Raw genomic sequence first — 18921 nt, forward strand, 5'->3', positions numbered from 1 at the left:
GGTGGATTCGGATGACTGCGGCTCAGGGGCGGCGACGGCGGCCGGAGCCACGCCCCAACACCCGTCGGGTGGCCAGCGTGACGGCCGCCAGCAACAGGAACACCCCGAGCGCGCCGGCTCGCCAGCCGGTCACGGAGGAGTGGTGCGCCGCCACCTCCGCCGTGTCCTCGGGCGGTGCGGCGAGACCGTGCTCCGCCACCTCACCCGCCTCGGCCGCCTCGGCCGGCGGCTGTCCGTCCTGGCCCCCCTCTTCCGCGGCGGGGTTACGGCGCGGCCCGTGCGAGGACGGCCCGTCGGCCGGGACCGCCCCGGCCGAAGCGGCCACGGTGACCGCCGGGGAACCCGACGGGGATGCGGCCACGGTGACGGACGGGGAGACCGACGGCGCGACGGACGGGGGCCGCGATGCGGACGGGGATGGCGAAGCGGCGGACGCGGACGGAGCCGGCGACAGGGACGGGCTGGGGGCTGCGGGCGGGGTGGGTACGGCGATGGAGGGCGCCGGGACCCCGGCGGCCGGGGACGAGGGCTGGGCGGACGGGCTCGGCGTGGTCGGGACCGTCGGGACCGGGGTCGGCGTCGGGACCGGGGTCGGCGTCGGGGCGGCCGGGACCGAGGGCTGGGCGGGGGTTGTCGGCTGGGCAGGCGGTTGGCCCGGCACCGCGGGCACGACGACGGGGAGCACCACGGGCAGTCCCGGCAGCGGTGTGGCGGGGGTGGCCGCACCCGGGGTGGGCGGCGGCGGCACGCTCGTGGTCGAACTCGGCGACGGCACCGCACTCGCACTCGGGCTCACGCTCGGGCTCGGGCTCGGGCTCGGGGACGGGGTGGCGGGCCGGTCCGGCAGTTGGACCGGGGGCACCACGATCGGGAGCGTTACGGGCAGTCCCGGCAGCGGGGTGGCAGTGGTGGCCGCACCCGGGGTGGGCGGCGGCGGCACGCTGGTGGTCGAACTCGGCGACGGCACCGCACTCGCACTCACACTCGGGCTCGCACTCGGGCTCACGCTGGGCGACGGGTTCGGGCTCGGGCTCGTCGTCGCGTTCCCCGGGCTCGGAGTCGTACCCACGGACGGGCTGGCGCTGGAGGACGGCGACACACTTCCACTCGGCGACGGCGACGGCGACGCACTCGCGCTCGGCGACGGAGTCGCGGACGGACTCGCGGACGGACTCGCGGACGGACTCGCGGACGGAGTCGGGGTGGTTGCCGTACCGGCCTTCGGGGCGTGGACGGTGACCGGGTCGGCCTGGGTGGAGTTGCCGGCCGGGTCGGTGGCGGTGAGCAGGAGTTGGGTGTCGCCCTCGGGGAGGTCCTGGGTGGGGGCGCAGGACCAGGTGCCGTCGGCGGCGGTGGTGGCGGTGCAGAGCACGGCCGCGCGGGTGGCGACGGTGACGGTGCTGCCGGGCTCGGCGGTGCCGGTGAAGCGGGGGCGGGCCGTGGTGAGAGTGGTGGGGGTGGCCAGGGCCGGGCGGTCGGGGGCGGTGGTGTCGACGGTCAGCGGGACGGGCTTGCCGGCGGTGCGGTTGCCCGCCGCGTCCACGGCGGTGGCGACCAGCAGGTGGCGGCCGTCGGCGAGGTTCTCCACCGGGAGGCAGTGCCAGCTGCGGTCCGCGGCCACGGCGGTGCTGCAGAGTTCGCCGCCGACCCGGGAGGCGCCCGGGGTGGAGTCGGTGACCGAGACGGTGGTGCCGGGGTCGGCGGTGCCGGTGAGCAGCAGGCCGGGGTCGTTGGTGAAGGCGGGCAGGGTGAGCACCGGCGCGGCGGGCGGATCGGTCTTGACGGTGATCCGGATCGGCTCGCCGCGCAGCACCACGCCGCCCCGGGTGGTCTCCACCGGCGCCAGGGTGTGCGGGCCGGGGGTGAGGGCCTGGTCGGGGCGGCAGCTCCAGGTGCCGTCCGGGCCGACCTTGGTGCGGCAGAGCGAGGTGTCGCTCTCGAGGATCTCCACGGTGGCGCCCGCCACCGCGCCCTCGCCCCGGAGTTCGGGCCGGGCGTCGCCGACCACCGCGCCGCTGACCGGCCCGGTGAGCTCGGGCTTGGCCGCGCCGACGCCGAGCTGCACCCGCTGGTCGAGCACCTCGCCGGAGTCGGCGTAGCCGGAGGGGTTGACCAGTTGGGAGGCGTCCCGGCCGAGCCGGAGCCGGGCCCAGGTCTCCCCCGCCGCCGCGTTGTCGGGGACGGTCCACTCCAGGACGGCGCTGGACGCCCCGGCCGGGACCTCGGCCTGCACCCGCTCGGTGGCGTCGAACTTGCCGTTGTGGTCGAAGTCGATCCAGCCGGCCAGCGTGGCGGGCCCGCTGCCGGGGCTGACCGGCACGCTCAGGTCGTAGTACCGCCCGATCGCCGCCTCGCCGGGGAACTTCACGGTGGGGTCGGCCCCCTGGTACTCCCCGCGCCCGGGCTGGAGCGCGGGCGGCGCCGGGTTGGCCCACGGGTTGGGGTGGAAGGAGCGGTGGTCCACCTCGACGGCCGGGCGGCCGAGCGCCTCGATCGCGTCCGGCTCGTGGAAGCCGGGCACGGCCGGCGGCACCAGCCCGCGCTCGCTGTGGCCCTGGGCGGTGGCCAGCTTGCCGGCGCCCGCGCCGGCCGCGTCCTGGCCGAGGAATAGGTCGGAGAGCAGGTGCGAGGCGTTGCCGTAGCCCTGGGGCGCGGTGCCGAGGCCCTCGTCCAGGGTCACCGTGTACGCCTGCCGCAGCGGTGCGGGGGCGGTGGTCGAGCCGGCCCGGGCCACCGAGCGCTGTTCGACCCGGAGCGTCACGGAGCTTACGGTGCCCGCGAGTTCGAGGCTGCCCAGGCCGTCGGTGGTGTCATCGGCGGGGGTCAGCGCGTTGCCGCTGAGCTGCCAGCCGGTCCAGTCGGTCCGCCCGACCAGGGTGGGCGCGCTGGGCGAGCCGCCCGTGACGGTGAGTCGGGCGGCGGTGGCCGTGGACCCGTCCCGGCCGGTGGCCAGCGCGGCCAGCCCGCTCACGTGCAGCCGGGGGTTGCGCACCGCCCGGGAGAAGCTGACCTGGAGGGTGCCCAGGGTCTGCCAGGCCCCGTCCACCGAGGGGCGGTCCGCCGCCACGGTGAAGGTCTCCGCCGGGTCGCCGCTCTTCAGCCCGTCGGCGTACGCGGCACCGGCGGCAGCCGCCGCGGTGGCGGTCGGGGTGGCGAGCCGGCCGGGGGCGGCGGCGGCGCTGACCCCGGGCTGCGGGGTGAAGTCGAGCGAGACGGTGAGGCCGGAGGGGAGCACGGCGCGGTGGTCGCCGGTCCAGGTGTCCGGGGTCTGCTGGGCGTCCACCAGGGCGGGGTACCAGCCCAGCAGCAAGGCGACGGCGGCGGTCAGTGCGACGCCCCGGGCGATCCGGCGGCCCGCGGGGGCGCCGGGCGGGGTGGTCGGGGGCCCGGGCCGGACGGTGGGCGTGGCCGGGGGGAACTGTCGGGGCATCCGGCTCTCCTTCTCACTCGTCCGGCCCGAGGCGGCACCGGTCGCCAACTGCCCGGGAACTGCGGCGGGCTGATGGCTCATTTGCGCTGTTGCAGCCATAACATCCGACAAAAGGGAATCACGATGTCGAGCCAGTCATACCGCGACACCTGGGGTGGCGAACGCGTATCACCCGATTGGCCGCCAAAGGGACCGACTGCATCGGAACTACCCAGCAACGACGCCTTTCAGCCATCCGCGACCGGCCGCAACAGGGCGCCACCCAAACGTGCTTGAGCATTCATCAGGGCGCTCTGTTCGAATTGCCCACCCGCTCAGTAGAGTCAGCCCCTGTGACGATTAACCCGGTTCTCATCAAGAGCAGCTATGGCGTGGTCGAGCCGCACGGCACCGAGGTGACGGCCTGGTTCTACCGCCATCTGTTCGAGCACAACCCGGGCGTGCGGAGCCTGTTCGCCGCGCACCTGGACGAGCAGCAGGACCGGCTCTGGGCCGCCATCGGCGCCCTCGTCACCCATCTGGAGGACCCCGACGCCCTGCTGCCGCTGCTCCGCGGACTCGGCGAGCGGCACGCCGCATACGGCGCGCTCCCGGCGCACCTCCCCGCCGTCGGTGCGAGCCTGCTCGCGACCCTGGCCCACTTCGCCGGCCCGGCCTGGACGCCGGAGACCGAGCGGGCCTGGACGGCCGTCTACGGCGTGGCCGCCGAGACCATTGGCGCCGCGATGACCCCGGCCCCGAGCCCCGACGCGGCCGCACCCACCGACCCGGCCGACCCGACCGCACCCACCGACCCGGCCGAGCCGACCGCGACCGGCCGGGGCAACGCTGCCTCGCGGGGCGGCGACCGAGGCGGAGCCAGCGGCTGAGGACGACCCGGTGTCCTTCGACCCAGCGGTCATCCGCGCCAGCTTCGCCATCGTCGAGCTGCGCGCCGACCACGCGGCCAAGTACTTCTACACCCACCTCTTCGCGCACAACCCCGAGCTGCGGCAGCTCTTCCCCGCCGACCTCGCCGAGCAGCGCGACCGGCTGTTCGCCTCGCTCACCGAGCTGGTGCTGCGCACCGACGACCTCGACGGGCTGACCGGCTACCTGCGCGCGCTCGGCCGCGACCACCGCAAGTTCCAGGCCCAGCCCGAGCACTACCCCGCGATCGGAGCCAGCCTGATCGCCGCACTGCGGCAGTTCTCCGGCCACTCCTGGACGCCCGAGATCGAGAAGGCCTGGACGGAGGCGTACACCGTCATCTCCCAGGTGATGATCGAGGGCGCCACCGAGCCGGCCGCCGCCCCCGCCTGGTGGGAGGCCGAGGTGGTGCACCGGCGCCGGGCCGCCCCGGACGTGGTGGTGCTCACCCTCGCGCCCGACCACCCGTACCCGCACCGGGCCGGCCAGTACCTCTCGCTCTGCTCGCCCCGCCGGCCGCAGGTCTGGCGCCCGTACTCGATCGCCAACAGCCCCCGGCTGGACGGCACCCTGGAGCTGCACGTCCGCCGGGTGACCGGCGGGCTGCTCTCCACCGCGCTGGTCAACGACGTGGCCCCGGGCGAGCGGCTGCGGCTCGGCCCCGCCGTCGGCCACGCCCAGCTGGTGCCGTACTCCACCCGCCCGTTGCTCGCCGTGGCCGGCGGCACCGGCTGGGCGCAGATCAAGGCCCTGGTCGAGGAGAGCGCCCGGACGGGCTGCCGGCCCACCACCCTCTTCCTGGCCGCCCGGAGCGAACGCGACCTCTACGACCTGGCGGAGGTCGAACGGCTGGCCGGCTGCCACCGGCTGCTGGAGGTGGTGCTCGCCGCCCCCGCCGAGGGCACCGACCGGGCCACCGCCGCCCAGCTGCTCCGGATCGGCCTGGCCCGGCGCGGCAGCTGGGCCGGCCACGACATCCACCTGAGCGGCCCGCCCGACCTCGCCCCGGCCCTGACCGACCTGCTGCTCGCCCTGGGCGCCGAGCCCGAACTGATCCGGCACGACCCGGTGCCGGTCACCCTCAACCGGGCCCGGCCGACCAGCTGCTCCGAGTGGTTCCTCGACAAGCGGGACATCGCCTGGATCAACCGGACGGACCACGGCCAGTACTGAGACCGGGCACGCGAAAGGCCCCGGGCGACTGCCCGGGGCCTTTCAGCTGGTGCGCTCAGCAGGATTCGAACCTGCAACCTCTTGATCCGTAGTCAAGTGCTCTATCCGTTGAGCTATGAACGCGGGTCGTACTGGTACTGCACGCTGGTACTACGCGCAGCCGGCCCGGAGACCGGCAGTGCGCTCAGCAGGATTCGAACCTGCAACCTCTTGATCCGTAGTCAAGTGCTCTATCCGTTGAGCTATGAGCGCTCGCCCTGCGGGCCAGAGCCAGCGGGGCGGTGCAGGGACAACATTACATGACCTGCGACGCGGGGTGAAATCCATTGCCCCGGGCATGCGGAAGGGCCCCGTCGACCACTGTCGACGGGGCCCTTCCAGGGGCGGAGGCTGAGGGATTTGAACCCTCGATGGGCTTTAAGACCCAAACCGCATTAGCAGTGCGGCGCCATAGACCGGACTAGGCGAAGCCTCCCCGCACGGACCGCCCCGGCGAACCGGTGCACCCTGTGCGCATGTGATGATGCCACAGCCCAGGGCCTTCGCACCAACCACCGACAACGTTACTAGGCGGGTCATCCGCAGCGCAAAGAAGAATGGGATACTCCAGTCTCCCGAGGAGAGCACGGCCACCCGTCCCTACGCCGTGCCAGCCAGCCGTAAGGAGACCTGTCGACGTGAGCAGCAGGCCGATCCGAGGTGCTGCCCGCCTCGCCGCGATACTCGACGCCCTGCCCGACGCGCTGCTGCTGGTCAACAGCAACGGCACGGTGGTCGACGCGAACCAGGCCGCCGTCCAGGCGATGCAGGCTCCGGGGACCTCGCTGGTCGGCCGGGGTGTGCTGGACCTGCTGCCCGAGTTCGACCCGAGCCGGATCCCCGGCTCGATGCGGCCCGCCCCCCGCGAGCCGGAGGGCCCGGACCACCCGGTCCGGATGACCGCCCGCCGCACCGACGGCTCCTCCTTTCCGGTCGAGGTCTCCGGCAACGACTTCACCGACGACGGCGCCGCCGCCTTCGGCGACCGCCGCTACGGCTTCGACCCGGGCGGCTCCACCGGCTCCGACCTGCTCCTGCTGCTGGTCCGCGACCTCACCGGCCGGCTCGGCGTCGAGGCGGAGCTGCGCCGCCAGCACAAGCAGACCGAGATGATCCTGCGGGCCGCTGCCGAGGGCGTGCTCGGCGTGGACCTGGACGGCCGGGTGGTGCTGGTCAACCCCGCCGCCGCGCACATCCTCGACTACCGGGCCAGCGAGCTCGGCGGGCGCGAGCTGCACCCGCTGGTGCAGCACTCGCACCCGGACGGCAGCCCCGCCGCCGTGGAGACCTCCGCGCTGATGGACACCCTGCACTCGGGCCGCAAGCACCGGGTGCGCGGCGCGGTGCTCTGGCGCAAGGACGGCCACCCGGTGACGGTGGACCTCACCACCGCGCCGGTCCGGGACGGCGAGCAGCTGGTCGGCGCCGTGATGACCTTCACCGACCGCACCCGCGAGCTGGCCCTGATCGCCCGCAACGAGCACCTCACCGCCGTGCTGGAGAGCGAGCTCGGCGGCGCCCTGACCGCCCTGCACCGCCGGATCGACGCCCTCGCGGGCGACCCGGCCGGCCAGCTCTGGCCCGAGGCCAACTGGACGCTGCGGCGGCTCGCCGACGAGTGCCGCCGGTTCTCCACCCTGATAGAGGGCGTGCTCGACCACCAGCGCTCCGAGGACGCCCTGGAGACCGGCCGCAAGCCGGCCCGGCGCAGCCCGGTCGGCCTGGACAAGATCGTGCAGACCGCCGTCGAGCAGGCCGGCGAGCTGGTCGGGGCCGGCCGGGTCCGGTACTCGGTGCACGCCGCCGCCCTGGAGGTCACCGCCGACCGCGACCGGCTGTCCCAGGCGCTGGCCCACCTGGTGGCCGACGTCAGCGGCGTCGCCCTCTCGCTGGACGGCCCGGCCGCGCCGGTGGGCGAGCAGCTCGGCGTGCCCGCCCTGCCGCCGGTCGGCGGGGACGCCCCGATGGTGGTGCTCGCCGCCGCGCAGCGCGGCGAGGCCGCCCGGATCGAGATCCGCGGCCCCGGTCGGGTGAGCAGCCCCGTGCACCTGCCGATCGCCCGCGCCATCGTGGAGCGGCACGGCGGGGTGCTCCAGCGGCACGAACTGCCCCGGCAGGCCGGCACCACGTACGTGGTGGAGCTCCCGCTCGACCCGGCCGCCGTGGCCAAGGCCGCGGCGGAGGGGCAGCGCACCGTGCCCAAGGAGACCGACACCGCGATGCTCCCGGACCTCCCCGAGGTCCCGCCCCGCCCCGAGCAGTCGCCCGTGGCCGGCCCCGACGCCCCCGACGAGGACACCCCGCCCGCCGACCCCGACCCCGGCTCCGGTGGCGGTGGTGGCGGCGGCAACGGTGGCGGCGGCTCCGGCCCGGGCCGCCCCGACCGGGGCGGACCGGACGCGGGTGCGGCCGACACCCGGCGCCCCACCGGCCCGATCGCCCTCGGCAGCGGCGCCCCGGCCCGCCCCGAGGGCCCGGCCGCCCCCCGCGAGGGCGCCGCCTACGCCAACGGCGACGGCTCCTGGGCCGAGACCGGCACCCCGCCCCACGGCACCCCGGCCGGCCCCGGAGCGGCCGCCCGGGACCCCTGGGCCGCCAATGGCGCCCACGGCGCCACCGGTGACAGCACCCCCGCCCACGGGGTCCCCGCCGGAGTGGCCGCCGGTGCCCCCGGCGCCGAGCTGCGGGCCGGGGAGGGCGAGGCACGGGCCGGGCGGCGCCGCCGGGTGGCCGAACCGGTGGCGGCCCTGTCGCTGCCGGGGGTGCCCGATCCCGGGACGCCGATCTACCCCGGCCTGGAGCACGCGCTGCCCGCCACCCCGCCCGAACCGGTGGCCGCACCCGCCGTACCGCCCACCGGCCGCCGCCGCCGGCTGGCCCTCCCCGCCGAGGCCTCCACGGGCGCCCAGGCTGCCCCGGACTCCCCCGAGCAGCCGGACTTCCCCAAGCAGCCGGACTCCCCCGCCGATCAGCCCCAGCCCGTGGGCAGCGGCCTCGCCGAGCTGGCCCCGGCCCGCCCGCGCGGCGGCTTCGCCGGGGCGTTCCCGCACGCCTTCCCGGAGGCCCAGGGCGCCAACCAGACCCCGGCCCTCCCGGTCCCTTCAGCCCCCGCCGGTCCAGCCCCCGCCGGTCCGGCCCCCGGCGCCAGCAGCGACCCGGCCACCGCGCCCGAGCCGGCCCGCCCGGCCGCCCGGCCGCTGCCCCCCGCGCACCCGCCGACCCTCCCGGCCGCCGGTGCCGCCCCGCAGTCGCCGGTCGACCGGCCCGAGGCGTTCCCCGGTCAGCCGTACCCGCCGCAGCCCACCACCCAGCCGTTCGCCGGTGACCCGCAGGCCGCCGCCGCCCGCCCCGGGGCCCTCCCGGTGCCCGCCGGCCAGCCCGGTCCGGCTGCCGCCGGCGTGCGGACGCCGCCGCGGCCGATGGCCGAGCTGGCGCGGTCGAGCGCGGAGGTGCCGGAGAACGAGGCGACCATGGTGGTGCCCGCCGTGGACGGCGAGGCGCGGCGGCTGCTGGTCTGGCCGGAGCCGGATCCGTCCACCAAGCTCGCGCTGCAGGCCCGGGGGTACCGGCCGGTCATCGTCCGCTCCCGCGAGGAGGTGGACGCGCAGGTCGCGGCCTACCCGGCGGCGCTCTTCGTCGACCCGCTGACCGGGCCGATCACCCGCACCGCGCTCCAGTCGCTGCGCACGGCCGCGCTCAACAGCCGGGTGCCGGTGCTGGTCACGGCCGGGCTCGGGCAGGCCAACCGGGACGCCGCGTACGGCGCCGACCCCGCCGTGCTGCTGCGGGCACTCGCGCCGCGCGACAGCGAGCAGCACGCCCCCCGGGTGCTGCTGGTGGAGGCCGACCCGGACATCGCGGCGGCGCTGATCTCCAGCCTGGAGCGGCGCGGCATGCACGTGGAGCACGCGACCAGCGAGAACGACGCCGTCTCCCGGGCCAGCAGCGTGCAGCCGAACCTGGTGGTGATGGACCTGATGCAGATCCGCCGCCGCCGGCTCGGGCTGCTCGACTGGCTGCGCACCAACGACCGGCTGCACCGCACCCCGCTGGTCGTCTACACCTCGGTGGACCTCGACCCGGCGGAGCTGCCCCGGCTGCGCACCGGCGAGACGGTGCTCTTCCTCGCCGAGCGCTCGACCACCGAGGACGTGCAGGGCCGGATCGTCGACCTGCTCGGCCGGATCGGCGCCCTGGGCGAGGTCTCGGCCGCCGGTCTGTAACCGCTGCGGGGCGGTAGCTGCGCCGCCGCTCTGTAGCCGCACCCCCGCCGGGCCGCGCAGGGCGGCCCGGCGGCGAGCGGGCCTCAGCCCTTGCCCAGCAGGGTGACGTCCAGGGCGGATTCGGCGTAGCGGGCCCGGATCACCTTCTTGTCGAACTTGCCCACCGAGGTCTTCGGGACGGCCTCCACGATCGACCAGCGCTCGGGCAGCTGCCAGGAGGCGACCCGCTCGGCCAGGAAGGCCCGCAGGCCGACCAGGTCGACGGTGGCGCCGGGGCGCAGCACCACGGTGGCCAGCGGGCGCTCGCCCCACTTCTCGTCCGGGACGGCGACCACGGCGGCCTCGGCCACCTCGGGGTGGGCCATCAGGTGGTTCTCCAGCTCCACCGAGGAGATCCACTCGCCGCCGGACTTGATCACGTCCTTGGCCCGGTCGGTGAGGGTCAGGTAGCCGTCGGCGGTGATGGTGCCCACGTCTCCGGTGCGCAGCCAGCCGTCCGGGCTGAACTTGTCCTCGGGCCGCTCGGGCTCGGCGCCCGCGCCGGCGAAGTAGGCGCCGGCGATCCACGGGCCGCGCACCTCCAGCTCGCCGGCGCTCTCGCCGTCGTGCGGCATCCGCTCGCCGCCGGGGCCGATCAGCCGGGCCTCGACCGAGGCGGGGAAGATGCCCTGGGTGACCCGGTACGGCCACTCCTCCTCCGGCGTCAGGCCGACCGGCGGCAGGGCGAAGGTGCCGAGCGGGGAGGTCTCGGTCATGCCCCAGGCGTGCACCACGTTGAGGCCGTGCCGCTCCTCGAAGGCCTTCATCAGCGCGGGCGGGCAGGCCGAGCCGCCGATCACGACCATCCGCAGCGAGGAGACGTCGTGGCCGCCGGCGTCCAGCTCGTCGAGCAGGCCGTTCCAGATGGTCGGCACGGCGGCGCTCAGCGTGGGGCGGACGCGGTCGATCATCGCGGCCAGCGGCGCGGGCTGGAGGAAGCGGTCGGGCATCAGCAGGTCGGCGCCGACCATGAAGGAGGCGTGCGGCAATCCCCAGGCGTTCACGTGGAACATCGGCACCACCGGCAGCGCGGTGTCCCGGCCGGAGAGCGCGAAACTGTCGGCCGAGGTGAGCTGCATGGCGTGCAGGTAGATCGAGCGGTGGCTGTAGACCACGCCCTTGGGGTCGCCGGTGGTGCCGGAGGTGTAGCAGATCGCGGCGGCCTCGCGCTCGTCGAGGTCGGTGCGCCACGGGTACTCGGTGGGCCGGTCGGCGATCAGCTCCTCGTACCCGTGCACCCCGCCGGCGAAGCCGGCGAGCAGCGCCGGGTCGTACGGGCCGTTCACCACGACGTGGCGCAGCGTCGGGGCGAGCTCCGGCAACACCCCGGCGAGCAGCGGCAGCACGCTGCCGTCCACGATGATCACCTGGTCGGCGGCGTGGTTGACGATGTAGGCCAGCTGGTGGGCGGGCAGCCGCAGGTTGAGGGTGTGCAGCACCGAGCCCATCGAGGGGATGGCGAGGTACGCCTCGAGGTGCTCGGCGTTGTTCCACATCAACGTCGCTATGACACTCCCGTCCGGCACGCCGAGCTCGTCCCGGAGGGCGTGGGCGAGCTGGGCGGCGCGGGCGCCGACCTCGGCGTAGCTGCGGACCTGCGGGCCGGTCCCGTCCCAGGTGGTGACCGTGGACCGGCCGTGGATGGTGCTGCCGTGCTGCAGAATCCGGGCGACGGTGAGCGGGACGTCCTGCATCGTGCTGAACACGGGTCCTCCTTGACCGGGCGGGCTGGGGCAGCCCGACTACTGGCCGGTAGCCTCGGCTGCTCAGCCCGATTCTGTCGGCCCGGGCGCCCGCTGTCAGCCACCTCGGCCGGAGTGAGACCTTGCCGACCCGACCGGACACCGGATCGGTTCAGGTCGCCACCAGACCGTCGAGCTGGTTGCGGTCGATCGCCAGGGTGGCTCCACCGTACGTCTCCTGCACGTCGCCGCGGTGCTGGTGGATCCGCTGGTGGTAGACCCACTGGTCGGCCCCGAGCGCGCCGTTGCCGTCGGTGGCGGCCCGGTCGTCCCAGCGGGCGTACCAGACCACGTCCGGCATCGGGGAGTTGCCCGCGCGGGCGGCGGCGGCCAGGTCGCGGACGCCGGAGTCGGCGCTGGAGTAGAAGCCGGAGTGGTAGCCGGCCGCGTGCAGGGCCTGGGTCCAGCCGAGGGTGAAGTCGACCACGGCCTTGGCGCAGGCCGCGTCCCCGCGCGGGTAGCTCTCGATGTCCAGGTAGACCGGGCTGCCCTGGCCCAGGCCCAGGGCGCGCACCGCCCGGGCCGCCTCGGCGGCCTCGGCCCGGCCCTGGTCCACGGCGGTGGCCGGGTCGATCCGGTGCGGCTTCTGCTTGGCGGTGCTGCACGGGGCCTGCAGGCCGACGTGGGTGGGCACCAGCAGCCAGCCCATCGCCCGCACCTGGCGGACCCAGTCGGCGGTGAGCCGGTGCTGGTCGCACGCTCGCTGGCCGCCGCTCACGTAGACGCCCACGGCCCGGTACGGGGAGGCCTCCCGCCAGGCCCGCATGGTGGCCAGCTCGGGGGCGTTGCAGGCGTCGAAGCCGGCGCCGGTGAAGACCTTGACGGGCAGCGCCTCGCGCTTCTTGCGCGGGTCGGAGAGCACGGTGGGCGGCGGGACGGGGGCGGCCCGGGCCGCCCCGGCGAGCTCGACCCGGCGACCCGGCTCGGCCGGTCCGGGGTCGAGCGGCGCCATCGGGGCGAGGGCGAGCAGCAGGACGAGGGTGGCCGTCGCCAGGGACGCCGGGGCCAAGTAGCGCATCCTTCGGTGGTAACCAGGGCCTCGGCGCGGCGCGCACCAGGCGCGCCGTCGGTGCGGGCACGATTCACCCGCCCGGCGGCGGGATCCGACGCACCGTCGCACCGACCGCACCGGCCACACCGGCCGACTTCGGCGGCCCGCCCGGGCGGCCCTGGTCACCCGGGGCCACCGCCCGTTCCATCCGGTCCTGGAACGTTCTGTCCACATCGTGGTAACGGGTTTGCCAGGGCTGCGGTCCTTACTGCACACTCGGTGGATGCCTACCACCAGCGAGCCCACCGTCGGCGTTCCCGCCGACGCCCTGGCCATGCCGCCCGCCCCCAAGGGCGAGCCCGCCGGCGAGCGCGGCAGCTGGCGACGACGTGGTGCGGGGACGGAACCGGGCGCAGCACCGCCGGGGCAGCCGACACTGCTCCGGAAGAACCCGCTGCGGCGCCTGGGAGTCATCCCGGCGCCGCTTCTCTGTGTCGGGGCGATGTTCACCGTGCAGCTGGGCATCGCGCTCTCCCGGCCGCTGTTCGGGCCGCTCGGGGTGGGCGGGGCGACCTTCCTGCGGATCACGGTGGCCGCCGCGATCCTGCTGGCCGTGACCCGGCCCCGACTGCGCGGGCGCAGCCCGCGCCAGCTGGCGGCGGCGGCGCTGCTCGGGCTGACCTCGGGCGGGATGACCCTGCTCTTCGCCGGGGCGGTGGACCGGCTGCCGATGGGCACCGCCGCCACCATCGAGTTCCTCGGCCCGCTGAGCGTGGCGCTGGCCTTCTCCCGACGGCTGAGCCACCTGCTCTGGGCGCTGCTCGCGGCCGGCGGGGTGGCCCTGCTCACCCTGCTGGGAGAAGGGGGTCACGCGGGCGGCGGGCTCGACCCGGTCGGGCTGCTCTGCGCCTTCGGGGCGGCCGCCTGCTACGCCGGGTACATCCTCTTCACCGACAAGGTGGGGGCGGTCTTCGAGGGCTTCGAGGGCCTGGCCGTCTCCTTCGGGGTGGCCGCCGTGGCGCTGGCCCCGTTCGGCCTCGGGCCGGCCTGGCACGGCCTGGCCGCCTCGCCGCACCCCTGGCTGCTGCTGCTCGCGGTGGCCGGGGTGGCGCTGCTGCTGCCGGTGATCCCGTACGCGCTGGAGATGACGGCGGTGCGGCGGCTGGGCCAGCGGGTGTTCAGCGTGCTGGTCAGCCTGGAGCCGGCGGTGAGCGCGCTGGTCGGCCTGGTGGTGCTCGGGCAGCTGCTCGGCGGGCCGCAGCTGGCCGGGATCGCCTGCGTGGTGGCCGCCAGCGTGGGCGCGACCCTCACCGGCCGACGGTAGGGCTCGTCTCACGGCGCACCCGGACGCGCGGGAAGGGGCGGTGCCTGACGGCACCGCCCCTTCCCGTAGCCGTACCCGGAGCAGGTGACCCTTCCCGCCCCCGGGGCTCCCGGCTGCTCCCCCGCGCCACGAGGGGATACCCATGGGTGGTCCGGGTGCTCAGCTCACCCGGACCGGCCCTCGTGGCGCACCGGCGACGCCCCCGCCGCCGGTGGGGAGACCGGGCCCCGCGCCGGGCCCGTCAGTGGAAGACGGGCGCGAAGACGAAGTGGAAGTCGCGGTTGGACTGGTCGTTGAAGACGAAGCCGGTGTTGTGGTCGACCTGGAAGTTGTTGTTCTGGTTGGACGCACCGGAGCCGGTGGCGGTCTGCTGGGTGGTGTTGTAGTTGCCGCTCACCGAGCCGAAGATGTTCCCACTGTCGTGGTTGGAGACCACGCTGCTGTTGGAACCGTTGCCGGCGAGAGCGCCGTTGTCGGCCGAGGCGGCGCCTGCCCCGGCGAGCAGCAGACCGGCGGCGAGCGGGGCGGCGACCAGCAGGCCGGCCAGACGAAGGGTGCGAGTGCGAGCCATGAGTACCTCCAGGCGGCTGACGGACCATCGGATCCGTCGGCCGGTTGTTACGTAACTGCGGTGCATTGAGCGGGAGTTCACGGCCAGATGAACCCCGTGGCTGCGACGCCGAGAGCAAGACTTCCGCAGGGCCGGGCCGGTCGCCAGCAGTTGATCTCCTTTTCGCCCGTTCGCGTGACTTTGCGAGACGGTGCGCATACTCCGCAGATCCCGGGTTCGTGGGCAGACACACCGGCGGCCACCTGCGGGTTCCGCCGAACGGCGGGCCCGCGGCGGCCGCCGGGGAGGGCGCGCGCACTCGAACGGCGCGCCCGGGGAGCTCACGGAGTGTCAGAGGGTCTTGCCCGGGTTGAGGATGCCGAGCGGGTCGAAGGCGGCCTTCACCCGGCGCTGGAGCGCCAGCCCGGCCGGGCCCAACTCCCGGGCCAGCCAGTCCCGTTTGAGCAGGCCGACGCCGTGCTCGCCGGTGATGGTGCCGCCCAGCTCCAGCCCGAGCGCCATGATCTCCTCGAAGGAGGTCTTGGCCCGCTCGGTCTCGGCCGGATCGGCCGCGTCGAAGACCACCACCGGGTGGGTGTTGCCGTCCCCCGCGTGGCTGACCACCCCGATGGTGAGCGCGTGGCGCTCGGCGATCTCCGCCACCCCGGCCAGCATCTCGGCCAGCCGGGAGCGCGGCACCGCCACGTCGTCGATCATCGTGGTGCCCAGGGCATCCAGCGCTGGCAGCGCCAACCGCCTTGCCTGGAGCAGCAGTTCCGACTCGGCCTGGTCTTCGGCCGGCACCACCTCGGTGGCTCCGGCGGCCCGGCAGAGCTCGGCCACGGCGGTCAGGCCCACCGTCGGGTCGGCCTCGTCGAAGGCGACCAGCAGCAGTGCCTGGGTGGACTCCGGCAGGCCCATCCGGGCCATCGCGTTGACCGCCCGGACGGTGGTGGCGTCCATCAGCTCCATCAGCGAGGGGGTGAGCCCGGCGGCCGAGACGGCGCAGATCGCCGCGCAGGCCGCCGCCGCGCTCGGGAACTCCGCCGCCAGCGCCAACTGCGGCGCGGGGGCCGGGCGCAGGCCGAGCACCGCCTCCACCACCACGCCCAGGGTGCCCTCCGAGCCGACCAGCAGCCGGGTCAGGTCGTACCCGGCCACCCCCTTCGCGGTGCGCCGCCCGGTGCTGATCAACTCACCGTCAGCCAGTACCACTTGGAGCCCGAGCACGTACTCGCTGGTGGTGCCGTACTTGACGCAGCAGAGCCCGCCCGCGCCGGTGCCGATGTTGCCGCCGATCGTGCAGGACTCCCAGCTGGACGGATCGGGCGGGTAGGCCATCCCGTGCTCGGCCACCGCCCGGGACAACTCGGCGTTCAGCACGCCGGGTTGGACCACAGCCAGCCGGTTCACCGGGTCGATCTCCAGGATCCGGTCGAGCTTGAGCAGCGAGAGCAGGATGCAGCCGTCCACCGCGTTGGCCGCCCCGGAGAGCCCGGTGCGGGCGCCCTGCGGCACCACCGGGCTCCTCAGCTCGGTGGCGGTGCGCAGCACGTGCCGCACCTGCTCGACCGTCTCGGGCAGCACGAGCACGGCGGGCTCCCCGGCCTCGCAGAAGCCCGCCATGTCGTGCCGGTAACTGGCCAGTACGTCCGGGTCGTTGACGACGGCGGAGGCGGGGAGGGCCTGCCGCAGCCGGTCGATGAGATCGGTCACGGGCCCATTCTGCACCCGCACCCGGGCACCGGACGGTCGGCTCAGAGCTTCTCGCGCCCGTGCGGGGTGAGCAGCTCGGCCGGGTCGGGGCCGCGGGCGATGATCCGGCCGGGGTTCACCATCTCGTGGGTGTAGTAGTAGTGCCGCTTGATGTGCTCGAAGTCCACCGTCTCGGTGAAGCCGGGGGTCTGGTAGAGGTCGCGGGTGTAGCCCCAGAGCGCGGGGTAGTCGCTGATCCGGCGGATGTTGCACTTGAAGTGGCCGTGGTAGACCGGGTCGAAGCGGATCAGGGTCGGCCAGAGCCGCAGGTCGGCCTCGGTGATCTGCTCGCCGACCAGGTAGCGGCTGGTGCTCAGCCGCTCCTCCAGCGCGTCGAGGCGGGTGAACAGGGCGTCCACCGCGCGGTCGTAGGTGGCCTGGCTCTTGGCGAAGCCCGCCCGGTAGACGCCCACGTTGACGTCCTGGTAGATCTCCTGGGCCACCGCGTCGATGTCGGCCCGCAGCGCCTCGGGGTAGATGTCCGGGGCGTCCGGGCGGGCCAGTTGGCGCCACTCGGAGTTCAGGTCCCGGGTGAGCTGCTCGAAGTCGTTGCTGACCAGGTGGCCGGAGGCCACGTCGACCAGGGCGGGCACCGAGATGCCGCCGGTGTAGTCGGGGCGGGCCGCCCAGTAGACCTCGCGCAGCGCGTGCACGCCGAGCACCGGGTCCTTACCGCCCGGGCCGCCGTGCTCCTCGCTGAACACCCACTGGTAGTCGCCGTCCAGGAACTCCTGGACGGGGTCGACGATGGCCAGCGGGATGGCCTCCTGGAGGCCGAGCAGGCTGCGGGTGAGGATCACCCGGTGCGCCCAGGGGCAGGCCCAGCTGGCGATCAGCCGGTACCGGCCGGCCTCCACCCGCCGGCCGGAGGAGCCGTCGGCGGTGATCCGGTCGGTGAAGGCCTGCGGCGCCCGCTCGTGCTCGGCGGTCTTGGAGGCGGCGGCGGACACCGTCTCGCCGGGCTTGGTCTGGTCCTCGCTCATGGCCCTCTTCCCTGCCGTTCTTCGCTGCCGTCGGAGATGCTCAGCGCTGCGGGGCGCGCAGTGCGGCGAGCTGCTGTTCGAAGGGGATCAACTCCTCGACCGGGGCCGATCGTTCCGGCCGGCTGCCGAGCAGCTCGGCCAGCTCCCCGGCGGCCCGGGTGATCCGGCTCGCCAGGCCGCCGTTGCCGCCGCCGGCGCCCCAGTCCTCGGAGGCGGCGAAGACGGCGGTGGGCACCACCCGGGCGCGCAGGTAGGCGAAGAGCGGGCGCAGCGCGTACTCCAGGGCCAGCGAGTGCCGGGCCGAGCCGCCGGTGGCGCCCATCAGCACCGGCTTGTCGGTCAGCACGCCCACGTCCAGCACGTCGAAGAAGGACTTGAACAGGCCGCTGTAGGAGGCCGAGAAGACGGGGGTGACGGCGATCAGTGCGTCGGCCGCCGTCACCGCCTCGATCTCGGCCCGGAGCTTGGGGCTCGGATAGCCGGTGAGCAGGTTGTTGGTGATGTCGCCGGCGACGTCACGCAGCTCCACGGTGTGGATCTCGCTGGGGAGCAGGCGGTCGGTCTCGGCGGCCAACTGGTCCGCCAGCAGTCGGGTGGACGAGGGCTGGCTGAGCCCCGCACTGATCACGACGAGCTTGGGCATCTCCGGGCCTCCTGGACGTGGGGTGGGGTCAGTGGGCGGCCGCGGCCGCCGGGTGCACCGGTCCGGCCGGCACGTTGTCGGCGCGGCGAGCCGCGAACTCCTTGCGCAGCACCGGCAGGACCTCCTCACCGAGGATGTCCAGCTGCTCCAGCACGGTCTTGACCGGAAGGCCGCCGCTGTCCATCAGGAAGAGCTGGCGCTGGTAGTCGCCGAAGGTCTCGCGGAAGCTCAGCGTCTTCTCGATGATCTCCTGCGGGCTGCCCACCGAGATCGGCGTCTGCTCCATGGTCTCCTCCAGCGACGGGCCGCCGCGGTAGACCGGGGAGTTGTCGAAGTAGGGGCGGAACTCGCGGATGGCGTCCTGGGACCTGGGGCGCATGAAGATCTGGCCGCCGAGCCCGACCACGGCCTGCTCGGGGGTGCCGTGGCCGTAGTGCGCGTACCGGGTGCGGTAGAGCTCGATGAGCTTCTGGAAGTGCTCCTTCGGCCAGAAGATGTGGTTGGCGAAGAAGCCGTCGCCGTAGTACGCGGCCTGCTCGGCGATCTCGGGGCTGCGGATCGAGCCGTGCCAGACGAACGGCGGCACGCCGTCCAGCGGGCGGGGCACGGCGGTGAAGCCCTGCAGCGGGGTGCGGAAGCGGCCCTGCCAGTTGACGTTGGTCTCGCGCCAGAGCTGGTGCAGCAGCGCGTAGTTCTCGATCGCCAGCGGGATGCCCTGGCGGATGTCCTGGCCGAACCAGGGGTACACCGGGCCGGTGTTGCCGCGGCCCAGCATCAGGTCGACGCGGCCGTCGGCCAGCTGCTGCAGGGTGGCGAAGTCCTCGGCGATCTTCACCGGGTCGTTGGTGGTGATCAGCGTGGTCGAGGTGGAGAGGATGATCCGCTCCGTCTGCGCGGCGATGTAGCCGAGCAGCGTGGTCGGCGAGGACGGCACGAACGGCGGGTTGTGGTGCTCGCCGGTGGCGAAGACGTCGAGGCCGATCTCCTCCGCCTTGAGGGCGATCGCCACGGTGCCCTTGATCCGCTCGCGCTCGGTCTGCGGGCGCCCGGTCAGCGGGTCCGCGGTGAGGTCGCCGACGGTGAAGATCCCGAACTGCATCTGCCTACTCATCTCCGTTTG

Annotated in this window: 12 protein-coding genes and 3 tRNA genes; 4 read left to right on the forward strand and 11 right to left on the reverse strand. The window is 74.7% G+C overall.

Features of this window, described 5'->3' with window-relative positions; genetic code table 11:
- Window positions 1-22 precede the first annotated feature (22 nt).
- On the reverse strand, window positions 23-3430 hold the full coding sequence (locus CFP65_RS18115) for an Ig-like domain-containing protein (RefSeq protein ID WP_104817081.1): 3408 nt from the start codon (window positions 3428-3430) through the stop codon (window positions 23-25).
- Between the two features lie 332 nt (window positions 3431-3762).
- Between CFP65_RS18115 and CFP65_RS18120 the strand changes: the two genes are divergently transcribed.
- Window positions 3763-4299: a globin family protein gene (locus tag CFP65_RS18120; RefSeq protein WP_158702229.1), complete on the forward strand. Its 537-nt coding sequence runs from the start codon at window positions 3763-3765 to the stop codon at window positions 4297-4299.
- Window positions 4300-4309: 10 nt separating this feature from the next.
- A complete protein-coding gene (locus CFP65_RS42140; protein WP_104817083.1) occupies window positions 4310-5512 on the forward strand; it encodes a globin domain-containing protein in 1203 nt (400 codons plus the stop codon).
- A gap of 47 nt (window positions 5513-5559) precedes the next feature.
- Here CFP65_RS42140 and CFP65_RS18130 read toward each other — a convergent pair.
- The 3 genes from CFP65_RS18130 to CFP65_RS18140 all read right to left on the reverse strand — a co-directional run bounded on the left by CFP65_RS18130 (window position 5560) and on the right by CFP65_RS18140 (window position 5987).
- Window positions 5560-5635: transfer RNA gene (locus CFP65_RS18130), tRNA-Arg, on the reverse strand.
- 56 nt (window positions 5636-5691) lie between these two features.
- A tRNA-Arg gene (locus CFP65_RS18135) sits at window positions 5692-5764 on the reverse strand.
- 132 nt (window positions 5765-5896) lie between these two features.
- A tRNA-Ser gene (locus CFP65_RS18140) sits at window positions 5897-5987 on the reverse strand.
- A 202-nt stretch (window positions 5988-6189) separates the two neighbouring features.
- On the opposite strand from CFP65_RS18140, the gene CFP65_RS18145 reads away from it, so the two are divergent.
- Window positions 6190-9774, forward strand: coding sequence for a PAS domain-containing protein (locus CFP65_RS18145; protein ID WP_104817084.1), 3585 nt, complete (start codon window positions 6190-6192; stop codon window positions 9772-9774).
- An 83-nt stretch (window positions 9775-9857) separates the two neighbouring features.
- On the opposite strand, the gene CFP65_RS18150 is transcribed toward CFP65_RS18145, so the two are convergent.
- A complete protein-coding gene (locus CFP65_RS18150) occupies window positions 9858-11519 on the reverse strand; it encodes a long-chain fatty acid--CoA ligase (protein WP_104817085.1) in 1662 nt (553 codons plus the stop codon).
- Between the two features lie 148 nt (window positions 11520-11667).
- Complete coding sequence (locus CFP65_RS39015) at window positions 11668-12573, reverse strand: DUF1906 domain-containing protein (RefSeq protein ID WP_158702230.1); 906 nt, start codon at window positions 12571-12573, stop codon at window positions 11668-11670.
- Between the two features lie 256 nt (window positions 12574-12829).
- On the opposite strand from CFP65_RS39015, the gene CFP65_RS18160 reads away from it, so the two are divergent.
- A complete protein-coding gene (locus CFP65_RS18160) occupies window positions 12830-13870 on the forward strand; it encodes a DMT family transporter (protein ID WP_254552445.1) in 1041 nt (346 codons plus the stop codon).
- Window positions 13871-14111: 241 nt separating this feature from the next.
- Here the strand turns inward: CFP65_RS18160 and CFP65_RS18165 are convergent, their stop codons facing one another.
- The 5 genes from CFP65_RS18165 to CFP65_RS18185 form a co-directional block, all read right to left on the reverse strand.
- On the reverse strand, window positions 14112-14441 hold the full coding sequence (locus tag CFP65_RS18165) for a hypothetical protein (protein WP_104817087.1): 330 nt from the start codon (window positions 14439-14441) through the stop codon (window positions 14112-14114).
- Between the two features lie 330 nt (window positions 14442-14771).
- The gene (locus CFP65_RS18170; protein ID WP_104817088.1) at window positions 14772-16136 is read right to left on the reverse strand and encodes an FAD-binding oxidoreductase; all 1365 of its coding nucleotides are present in this window, start codon (window positions 16134-16136) and stop codon (window positions 14772-14774) included.
- Between the two features lie 41 nt (window positions 16137-16177).
- Entirely contained in the window at window positions 16178-17158 is a 981-nt protein-coding gene (locus CFP65_RS18175; RefSeq protein WP_104817089.1) for a glutathione S-transferase family protein, read from the reverse strand.
- A gap of 40 nt (window positions 17159-17198) precedes the next feature.
- The gene (locus CFP65_RS18180) at window positions 17199-17801 is read right to left on the reverse strand and encodes an FMN reductase (RefSeq protein ID WP_104817090.1); all 603 of its coding nucleotides are present in this window, start codon (window positions 17799-17801) and stop codon (window positions 17199-17201) included.
- A 28-nt stretch (window positions 17802-17829) separates the two neighbouring features.
- Window positions 17830-18900: a CE1758 family FMN-dependent luciferase-like monooxygenase gene (locus CFP65_RS18185; RefSeq protein ID WP_104817091.1), complete on the reverse strand. Its 1071-nt coding sequence runs from the start codon at window positions 18898-18900 to the stop codon at window positions 17830-17832.
- Window positions 18901-18921 lie beyond the last annotated feature (21 nt).

Origin of the sequence: Kitasatospora sp. MMS16-BH015 (assembly GCF_002943525.1) — a bacterium.
GTDB lineage: Bacteria > Actinomycetota > Actinomycetes > Streptomycetales > Streptomycetaceae > Kitasatospora.